5 protein-coding genes and 3 pseudogenes are annotated in these 10,711 nt (G+C 48.9%); 5 read left to right on the top strand and 3 right to left on the bottom strand.

The features are described from left to right. Positions 1-430: 430 nt before the first annotated feature. Positions 431-535, top strand: a pseudogene (locus tag V8P86_RS18640) (IS6 family transposase); the annotation flags it as partial. A 142-nt stretch (positions 536-677) separates the two neighbouring features. Beyond that, positions 678-767, top strand: a pseudogene (locus tag V8P86_RS18635) (IS6 family transposase); the annotation flags it as partial. A gap of 17 nt (positions 768-784) precedes the next feature. Here V8P86_RS18635 and V8P86_RS18630 read toward each other — a convergent pair. From V8P86_RS18630 to V8P86_RS18620, 3 genes are all read right to left on the bottom strand, one after another. Continuing rightward, positions 785-2,170 carry a sulfatase gene (locus V8P86_RS18630; RefSeq protein ID WP_336328796.1) on the bottom strand — a complete coding sequence of 462 codons (1,386 nt, stop codon included), beginning with the start codon at positions 2,168-2,170 and terminating at the stop codon, positions 785-787. Positions 2,171-2,490: 320 nt separating this feature from the next. After that, positions 2,491-5,217, bottom strand: coding sequence for an Ig-like domain-containing protein (locus tag V8P86_RS18625; protein WP_336328795.1), 2,727 nt, complete (start codon positions 5,215-5,217; stop codon positions 2,491-2,493). Positions 5,218-5,250: 33 nt separating this feature from the next. Next, positions 5,251-5,448, bottom strand: a complete 198-nt coding sequence (locus V8P86_RS18620; protein ID WP_336328794.1) for a hypothetical protein — start codon at positions 5,446-5,448, stop codon at positions 5,251-5,253. A 227-nt stretch (positions 5,449-5,675) separates the two neighbouring features. On the opposite strand from V8P86_RS18620, the gene V8P86_RS18615 reads away from it, so the two are divergent. The 3 genes and pseudogenes from V8P86_RS18615 to V8P86_RS18605 form a co-directional block, all read left to right on the top strand. Next, the gene (locus tag V8P86_RS18615) at positions 5,676-7,052 is read left to right on the top strand and encodes a sulfatase-like hydrolase/transferase (RefSeq protein WP_336328793.1); all 1,377 of its coding nucleotides are present in this window, start codon (positions 5,676-5,678) and stop codon (positions 7,050-7,052) included. Positions 7,053-7,414: 362 nt separating this feature from the next. Next, entirely contained in the window at positions 7,415-8,848 is a 1,434-nt protein-coding gene (locus V8P86_RS18610) for a glycosyl hydrolase family 28-related protein (RefSeq protein ID WP_336328792.1), read from the top strand. A 1,326-nt stretch (positions 8,849-10,174) separates the two neighbouring features. After that, positions 10,175-10,583: pseudogene (locus V8P86_RS18605) on the top strand (transposase domain-containing protein); the annotation flags it as partial. Positions 10,584-10,711: the final 128 nt, after the last annotated feature.

Here is a 10,711-nt window from a genome sequence, read left to right as displayed (position 1 = left end):
ACGCCAAAGCAGAAACTGCTGACGAGTGGTTGCGTAGATTTGCCTTCGCGTGGAATCAGCTTATCTGAACACCATGGCTTTTCACTTCCCAATTCCTTTATATCATATTAAAACACGAAGGGGATACGAAGTCCGTCAAGATCGCACGTGTTTACCACGTCATGCTCGCGCCAATGAAGCTAAAGTTTTTAATTTACCAAATCGCCAGATTCCATGCTTATACGACGTCTTTAGTCCTATCTCAGGGTGGTTATTCCCATCGAACAGAACTCCTTCAAATAACCGCTTGGTTATGTAGGTCACCCGATGCTTCCATTCGAAATAATGGAGAAACGAACATACAAGCCAGGAGGTACCTATACTAGAGCGTGTCATAGAATCGTTCGCAGTTGCTCAGTAGACGGTTTCTGGTGTCGAACATGTTCGATCGACCGTTCACAACTGGCTTCACAAGACAGAGTCACAGACTGCAGACGGCCAAGGTCCGGATAACCTTGCGGTCGGCGAGACCGTGATCCAAATCAGCGACGAGCAATACCACTCGTCTTTAATTAAGCGTGAGAGAAATATTTGGAGTGAGATTATACATAAGGGTATTGAGCACAGGGAACTCACGGCTCACATTCCAGTGCTGTCGAGACCAGACGATACGCAATCGTTGGAAGCGAATTTTCTTTCCGTTCTCAAACTGTTTCAGCAACGCTCAAGCATAAAGAGCCGATAACTGGCTCAAATCATTCACTTTCGCATGGAATCGGCTTATCTGAATACTACCGTGAGTTTCTTACTCCAGATACCCTAGATCTTTCAGTTGGGATTGCACATCGCTCTCCAGATCTTTAAGTTGGCCACCCTCTTTTACAACTCTGGGATCTTTTAATGATTCGAGACGTTCTGAAAGCATATTTTTTATCGCCTGGCAGTCTTTGGACTCAGTCGACTCAATAATACGTTCATCAACTCCTTGTCCTTTAAATAAGTACGTCTCATTAGCATCGCTGCGAATTAACTTCTTATTAGTGGCTCCAATTCCCCACCAGAACGTCGTATCTTGACCATCTCTTTTCCGCCGAGAGTGGGGAATGTAGTCCTGAAAGAGTGCATATTCAGAATTCGGCTGGTAGCTCTTGAGGGGTTGTGATCCCCCATCCATAATGTACTCATGAGTGGAGACAAGTTCGACAGGAGAATCAATCACCTTTCCATCTTGTTGATTAGGTTCCTTGACAATCAAAGGCACTCGAATATTGATATCTCGAAGATAATGTGGTGGACTTGCTGAGCGGTCAAAGTCACCTAACGTTTTCCCGTGGTCGGAGCAAATAATAATGAGAGTGTTATCAAAAATGCCTTTCCTTTTGAGGGAGTCAAGTAATTCCGAAACCTTCTGATCTTGATACCGAAGACTGGCATCACAAAATTCCAGAACACGGTCACGTGTTTGTGAATCAAGGCCTGTTTTTCCCATGATGTGAGCCAATAGTTTCGTATTTAGAACTCTCGGCTCAATCGGTCCCGGCGTATCAAGACCTAATTTCCGGAAAGCACTCTTCGGAGGGAAATATGGACTATGCGCTTCCATGAGATTCATAAAACAAAACCAGGGTTCGTTACCCTCAACGGCCGAGTCAATCCACGAAGAAGCACGCCGTGTCAGTGAGCTAGTGAAGAACGGTCGTTTAAGTATGTACACTGGTTGACGAGCTGCATGACCGACCAGAGAGTGAAATCGAGAAAGGAGACGGTCAGTTCGAGAGTGTATCTCACTTTCAGATTCACTCCCAATTTCCAGATTCCATTCGACATAGTCGTCAAATCCTCTATTGAGATTGGACGTTTTCCCTACCCATGGGTTGTTTGAAAATCCTCCGGTTCGATAGCCTTTATCGTGAAGTTTGTCAGCCAAAGTCGAGATATCCTCAGAAAGTTGGAGATTACTGTCGGGGAAGGCATTTGTAATACCGTGTTCAGACGGAAACAGTCCAGTAAAGAGTGAGATATGTGTTGGTAGCGTCCACGGCGCCGGAGTATATGCGTTAGTGTATCTGGTTGCCTGTGAAGCAAATTCATCAAGATTTGGTGTTGTCTCCCGATCGTGCCCATAGCATGAAACCCTATCACTTCGCATTGAATCAAGCACTAAAAGGAGAATATTCGGTTTGGCTGTCATAATAATTTGTTAGTAAGATTGGTATATATATATTGTCAATTCAAGAGCGAAATTGTAGAAAGAGAATCGAATGTATCGATGCTCTCAACTCGGCTTCACCTGTCAGTAGTAATCGAAGTCATACTTAGATTTGTTCACAACAGAAATTTGTACGTCTGTCGTGGATGGGATCTTTCTTCATATTAAAAAATCTAACGGCGGGTTGGTACATCGAGGTTAGGTTCCAACCTATCTCATTAGCTGCACTAGCGCCTACAATGTCGTCATTCGTGTCCAAGACTACGGAAGCAAAATTGGAAAAGAATTAATTATACTGTTGCTTATGCGGTGACTGAGACCGTTTTCGAGGTCGCCTTACCAGCCGCGTCGGTCACCATTAGCGAGACATCAAACGTTTTACCGTCACCTTTCTTGACTTTGAATGAGTCCGTGTCGGACGCATTGGCTCCGGATAACGTCCAGTTGACACCTTTTATTGTACCACTGGAATCTGCGACGTCAATATCCACAGATGCAAGGTCAGCGTCGGCATCGGAGACATCCCATATCACCGTGACCTCCGCATGTGGATCGGGTCGCCCGGCTTCCGAGACGCTGAAACGGTGGATAGTCGGTGCCTCTCCGGTATCCTCAGTTTCTGTCGTCGATGTCGTGGCGGAGGTAGTGTTGTCGTTGCTATCTGTCACAGCTAACTCGACGGTGTAGCTGTTACCAGAACCGTCGTCGCCCGCAGCGGCTAGTCGCGTGGTTCCGGTCGCGGCGTCTCCGCTGATGCTTACAGACGCTGAGTCCGCTGTGGATCCATCTGAATCTCGAACTAACGCAATGTCGGCCAAATTGAGGTTACCGTCAGGATCGCTCGCCTGCCAGTCGGCGTCGAATTCGGCATCTGAATTGCTCGTTTCCACTTCCGATGCTGAAAGACTGTCAACCACCGGTGCGTCGCCGGCGTTGTCAGTTGTAACTGTTATTGTCGAACTGCTTGAGGTCCCAGCAGAGTCCGTCACGCTGGCTTCAAGACTGTGGTCTCCATTGGCCACTGTCGTGCTGTCCCACTTAGCCTCGTAATATCCAGACGTGGAATTGTAAGATGCGGTTGACCATGAATTGCCGTCGATACGATACTCGACCATCAGAGAACCGTCACCGTCTTCATGATCGCCCGCGGCTATCTTGATTGTGACAGTATCACTCACTGCTGTCCCGTCGGTGGGATTTTTCCAGGCAACACTGGGTGAGTTGTTAGCGCCGACGAACTGTGCTGAGTCGCCACCTGTTCCGACGCTGAACGTGTCCCACTGTTGTGTGTCACTCGGGAAGCCACCAACACCGGCCCAGCCACTCCCGGGGATACTGTCATCCGTGGCTTTGATCAGCCAGTCGCTGGGTTCTTTTTGACCGACTCCCCAGTAGCGCGCCTTCAGTTCATTACCCGAAATGTTGAACCGGACGTAAAGCCAGTCTCCGGGGGTGATATCTACGTCTTCTGATGCCAGGCCAGTCATGTCACCATCGACGTATTTCGCGATCCCGAAACTGGGCACATCGCGGAATTCAACGAAGTACCCTGTCTCGTTTCCGGCACTGCCGGCCCCGCGGCCGATGAGTCGACAATACGAAGTGTATCTGTCGTCATTACTGGGCAATCGGACAAGACCCAGGATGTCGACATCTGTCGCTGTGCCGACCCCATCACACGACAGACTGTGGCGACCTGCTGAACTAGCGTTAAGTTCTAGAATACTATTTTCGACGTTCGAGGATGTACTATTGACTGTCCAGTTACTTTTCTCGGCATCCCATCTGGGTGTCCAGTCATCGAAGATCGGGTCGTTAGAGTCGACTTCAGTACTCCCGGATGCGAACGCGCCCACGTCGTTCGGACCCGGGACATCAATCTCTGACTGCTCTTCGTTGACTTCGGTGTTGATATTGATGGGCGTTCCTCCATCAGTGGCCCCCTCGTTGTTGTAGTGATCGTACGTGTCGATATTGATATCTCCGCCATGATCGCCGTATCCTGTATCAATCCCATAATTGGTATTATTTTGCGAGATTACAGTGCCATTAGTCGCATCGAGATCACTCCCTTCGAGAACTTGCACTCCTTGGTCATTACATCCATCCACCATTAGAGAGCCAGTGACCGTACAATCGCACCCTTCTCGCAATTCAAACCCATCTTTAGCGTGTCCGACGAACAGGGCATCTTCGACATCAAGCGTCCATCCGGTTTCACTGAATGTCTGATAGAAACCTTTCCCCTTTGGAGTGTCCCGATGATTCACCCTCTTTAGCGTGATGTGGTTAACTGGGCCACCAGCAGCACCCGCCTTCATCCCGTTCTCGTTTCCAGTTCCGTAAAAGCCATCTAACAAATGATTGCCAGAGTGAAAATCAATAGAGATTCCACCGTTGTTACTCGCTTCGCAGTCGATAAACTTGCATTCTGGATCTGACGGCGATCCCTCGCCTGTCCCGATGGGGTCGAATCCGTGTCCATCGTTATTGTTGGCAGTACAATTCCGAAATGTAATTTGACTGATCCCATCGCTATATGCCATCGGGCAGCCCGCTCCGCCAGCTGCATCTTCGTTTGATGAGTTCTGGAAGACACAATCTTCCATTAGAATATCATATCCTGTTCGCGTTTGACTGACCCGCCACGCAAAGGCATTCGAGTCACCATCATTATGCTCGATCTTGCCTCCATCGAATACAAGTTTCTTAACTGTGATCGATGTCCAACTTGCACCACTCATATCTTCGACTCCCATACAAGCAGATTTGCCATCGGGAGAGTCCAAGACTAATTTAGAATCCCTCGATTCTCCCGTGATAGTGACATTGTCAGCAGCATTTTCGAGGTATATCCCGACAGATGTCCCCGATGTATCATCGTAAATCCGATAATGATCTGATGTTTCAGGGATTACGACAGTATCTCCGGCAGTCGTGTCGTTGATTGCGTCTTGAATTGCCTGAGAATCATCTGTACTTCCGTCACCAGTTGCTCCGTAGTCTTCAACGATATTAAGTATAGACATAATTATGTTTGATTTATAATTTCAATTATATTATTAGGTGTATTCGCCGAAACCAGTACTAAATGCATTGCCAGTTCCATCCCCGCTCGTCACGTCAGTTAGTCCGATGCCGCTCCCGGCGACAATAGTCGCGACAACCGCACTTGATTTGATATATTCGCGGCGGTTTAGGGTCCTCTTACTATTCTCACCGATCTCCGTTTTACCGGTTTTCTCCAGCTCGTGTGCCATGCACTTGGTAAGAAGAACCTACCGTATATAAGATTTATTCACCATTATAATACTTGATAAAAAGTATGTTTCTGTGACTGTCATGCAATTTCTGGTATTTATTTCTGTCATTCACGATATTAAACACTATACCGTTTCGATGTTAGGACAGTATTACCGGGTCGGCGTTGAGTCTATCCTCTAAAGATTCGTGGCACCAAACTATAACATACGTTCTGGGCTACTTTTTGAGGCGTGCAGACGCGAGTCAGAGCCCTTCTAACGAAATATCTGCAATTCGTTCTCACAGAATATCAGTGAGTATAGAATTAATGCCCCCCGATATATTCCTCGTCACGGCTGACAGTCTCCGGGCCGACCACTGTGGTTGGATCGGAGATGAGTCGTTGACCCCAGCGCTCGATGACCTCGCTGCGTCGTCGATACAATATTCTACTGCCATTGCACCTGGCCCCCGCACGCCCGCATCTATTCCGGTCTCGCATACCGGGTCCCACTATCCTAAAAACAAGCATTTGATTACGGAACTCGACGAACGGATTCAACGGATCAAAAATCACATCTTTCAGACCGAACCGATTAGTAAACAACTGCAGGATGCGGGCTACACCACTGTTGGCATTACGGCCAATCCCTGGACATCAACCCGTACGAACTTCGATACGGGGTTCGACGAGTTCTACGAAGTAGGACGGGAAGGTGGTGAGATTCACTCCATATTTCAAGGGACGCCGCTCAGCACTCCCGCACGACTGTTCGATATGTGGTACAACAAAGACCGGTGGTTCACTCATTGGCGAACGTTCTACGATACCATCCAGTCAGTTATTGACCGGATCGATGAACCAGTCTTCGTCTGGATATTCTTTCTCGACAGTCATAACCCGTATCTGATCCCGCGCGCGGATCGTGATGAATCATCGACGCTCAGCATGTATTCCTCTGTCTACCGAGCAAACGATGTCTTGAACCGATCTGACGGGCTCTCACGATTCAACGACTCGCTTCCGGACCGGACACTCGAGAAGCTACAGGCTGCATACAGAGATACAGTCCGATCGACAGATAAGTTCGTGGCACGACTCGTCTCCGATATCGGCGACGACTCTGTCCTAGTGTTTCATGCCGATCACGGCGAGGCCTTCGGCGAACACGGGACGATGGGGCACCAATCAGTACTCTACGAGGAGAACATTCACGTGCCGTTGCTCATTCACGGGGTGGAGCAAGACGCAACAGTGGATAAACCAGTCTCACTCTCGCAGATTCCTTCGATAATTAACTCGGTCGCGGTGGAGGGATCGTTTGACCCAACGGCACCCACAACCGCCTATGCTGTGTCAAAGACGCTGGATGACAGTACAATTTCTATCCGCGGTGATCGATGGAAATACATCGCCGAGGAGACTGACGAACTGCTGTTTGATCTATCCGAGGATCCAGGTGAACAGACTGATGTCAGCGATGAACGTCCGGAAATTCTCGCGAGATGCCGGGAGCGCGTCACCGAATTTTACGACTCTTGCGGATCCGGTGATCCGACTGTCGACGTAACTGAAACAGAGCAACTAAAAGACCATCTCCGTTCGCTGGGCTACAAATGAAGTAGCAGGAAGCTTGCAACAGGAATTAAATACTTTTGTGGCGAAAATCTGCGACTTTAGTCATAGGATGAAGCCAACAGCTATCCAAAAATCGAGTATTCAGTCGGGTGTTGGCTATGCCACCGAGTCCGAGGTACGGATACGCCCACCATCAGAGGCGAATAAAGCCCGCTATCTCGGTCAGTGGTCGCACTGACACGGCGGACAAACCTACCGAAACGAATGGGGGATTTACTGCCTAGTCCACTTGGTCTGTGAACAGAAATCACCACGACATTGGCCGTATTAGGATGTTAGAAGCAGTCTACTCAGAGTAAGATCATTGCACTAATATACTTAGATATCTTAATGTTCACTGACACATGCCAACACGACGGGAAACGCTCGCTACCGGGCTAGTCGCTGTTGGAGCGCTCGGTTTCGGCGGATCTCTCGATAAAAGTATTGGCAAACTGCAGCAGAACCCTGATGACGGGGTTCCGGATGACGACGGGGTTCCGGATGACGACGGGGTTCCGGATGACGACGACTACGATCTCCCATCAGATTACATTGATGTCCGAGAGTACGGTGCGGTAGGTGACGGAAAGACAGATGATTCCGGGGCAATCCAGGACGCGATAGAGGCGGCAGAACCCGGTGAGACGGTGTTTCTTCCAGAAACCGATGCATCCTACCTTCTTTCTTTTGACGAGAACGAAGAATATGGCGATGAGGCCATCTACCTCAGTGGTGACTCGGGTCTCAACGACATAACGATCTTAGGGGAAACACCCGCCGAAGGAGCACAAACGCTGCAGGTTGAAGCAGGGTCATACGACGAGACGAATAATAACATGATTATCATGATTGAGCCAGACGAAGTCATCGACGGGCTCAAATTCCAAAATCTCACTATCGACGGTGCTCGGCCCGAAGGCGACCAACCTGCAGGGGAAGGCGGCGAAGAAGCGGTCGTTGGGGTCATTTTGGGCCATGGTGTAGGCGGTGGACATGATATCGTACTTGAAGATATCTTGGTCCAGAACTGTTCAGCGAATGGACTTCGGTTCGGAGAATCAGGCGTCACCTGTCGGCGTGTTACCTCTCGTGGACACGGTAGACACGGATTCAATCCGGTTGCGGCTGACACGATGGTAGACCCCGGATTCGTCGGTCAGTCGATCAAGGCTGTCAACTGTGATGAGACCGGTATCGATCACCGGCGTGGAACTGCAAGGCTAACCCACGTCTACACCGAAAACAATCGCGCGGGCAACAAGTGGAAACATCACGTCGAACGGCTGGAAGTCGAGAATCATCACTCCGTCGACGATCAGAACCACGGCTGGCGGTCAAACCACAGCGCGAGCAGAGGTGACTACACACCGTCACAGCAGGATATTATATTCAACGACATCTTCATCGAAAATTCGATAGATTCTGGCCTTCGAGTATCAGGTTCCGATACCAATATCAACTGTGACTTCGATAATGTCGAGGTACGGAATACGACGGTCAAAAGATCCCTCGATGCAAGTGTTAGGATTCTTCGCGATGTCGAGATGATCAACTCCGGTTCTGGGGAACTCGTTGTCGTCGAGACTCGTAACGGCGTTGGTGTAGGCGTTTATAAAGCCGATCTGTATATCAACACCTATTATCACAGTGACAACGAAATGGGGGGGCTTTCATTGTCGGGTAACGGGTCGTTCTCTTCCAACAAGGAAGAAACAACAGATCCGGGACGAAACGTCTACCAAACACCGGCACGAGACGAAGTCGGAGCATTCACAGAGCCGATTTCCGGTGGGTAAATCTCTCACCAACTATCCACTCTTTCTAGAGCTACTGTTCGCCACCAGGTGTGAGACAATCATCTTGACGTCGGGGGATCCAGCCAGTCCTGTTCAGCTTTCACTCCAGCGACTGCCTCGGTTCGACGCTTCTGTCATCGCTCGTGTCGAACGAACACACGGGACAGCACCTTTTCCAATCCCAGTATCTTCCGATTGTTAGCCTATACGGCCATTGAAATTAAAAAAAGAGCTCCTTCCTTACAACCAACATATATATCTAATGATGTTATAGTAAAGACAATATTTTCGTATCCAGCGTTGGACTCTCCACTTCTGTTAGTTCTCGCTGAGTCTTGTGTCCATCTGATCGTATGTATTTGTATATATCATCAACCTTCGATAACTGGTCTTCCACCGCTAATGTGTCCTTGTACTGGCACTCAACCCCAGAATTGTCTTCTATCCACTGGTGTGATATGTCTCTTCCCACGGAACCTGATCCTTAAAATAATTCTCAATTGCCTGATAGAGCGCCCGCTGTTCGAACTCGATAATAACCGGATCCTCCAACCAGCGCCTGTATCAGATATCGTCGTGGTTTGGTCGTTGATTCCACTCACCGCCGATGACTGTGAGCCGTAGCTAAAAATCTCCAGATTTCCGATTAACAAAATTAAATTTTTCGTCGTGTAAATTAGATCGTCAGCAATGCTGTTGCCACTGCTGACTGGAGTGGTACCTGCCCATGTAACAGACGAACTCAAAAAATGATCCGTCAGAACAGTGGAGCACCTGTTCGGCCAGACGAAACATCCGCGGTCAATGATCGATTTAACCGGTAGAAATTTTTATAATTATATCTATTTTGTTGACAGTAGCCGAACGGGACTAATGTCCGCCAGACTAGCAGCCCCGTTGATACGGCTCAAGACGTTAGCGACTGCGACGAAGACGCAGTTCTCTGGGATAGCAGATATGCACTCCGTCGCGGACCATATTGATGCAGCAATCGAGTGGCTAAACGAGAGCTGCGACACCGGTGCTGGATCTGGGTCCGCTGCCAGGTACAATTTTCACCTCGATCGGGCGCGAAGCTATCTGAATTTCACGCACCTGCTTGCGGAAGCTGTCAAGTGCGTACAGGATCTAGACGCCGAACCGATCCGTATTTAGGGTCATTGGCCAGTGTATCACCCGCTCTCGGCCGCCGACCTCGGCCGGTTTGCACTCAAGCGGGCTTTGAAGAGTATGTCCGGTGTCGCCGCGGTATTCAGATAAGGATTGAAGAGTGAAGCGTGGTGTTTTCAAGATGATTTACCCTCAAAACCACGTTTTAGCGGTGCAATCGCCCAGTTCGCATTAGGTTGTGGGAGTAAGAGGCAACACCACGACTGTTAATGAAGCTCAGTATTCAACTCCATCCTGCTGGCTTATCATTATCTAATACTGTTTCTATTCTCGAAATACTTGGTGTTCAACGTGCACGATCCACCGTTTCTAACTGGGTTCACAAGGCTGATTTACAGCCAACAGATTGACCTCAACCGAATTACTTCGCACAAAGCTTGAACTGACTACAAACAGCGTTCTTGCACAATAGTTTCTTGTTGAACTCTGACAGAGACACGACGTTGACGACATGGTGTTTCTCATCGATAGCTCGTATTCTTTGAAAAATGCCTGCCCTCGGCACGGCCTTGATTTTCCCGTTGAACGCCATAGTGAGCGCAACGGCGTCGAACGTACCTTTCGAGGATGAAAAGACGAACTCTTCGATAACTACGCCGACGTCGAGCAGACACAGACCGACGGGATCAAGATGCGAAAGCAGTACATGCTCGACGAGACGGCTCGACTGCTGAACGATACCTGATCCGCTGG

Source organism: Halovenus anhuiensis (genome assembly GCF_037080055.1).
Classification (GTDB): Archaea; Halobacteriota; Halobacteria; order Halobacteriales; family Haloarculaceae; genus Halovenus.
This window is presented reverse-complemented; position numbering and strand designations above follow the sequence as displayed.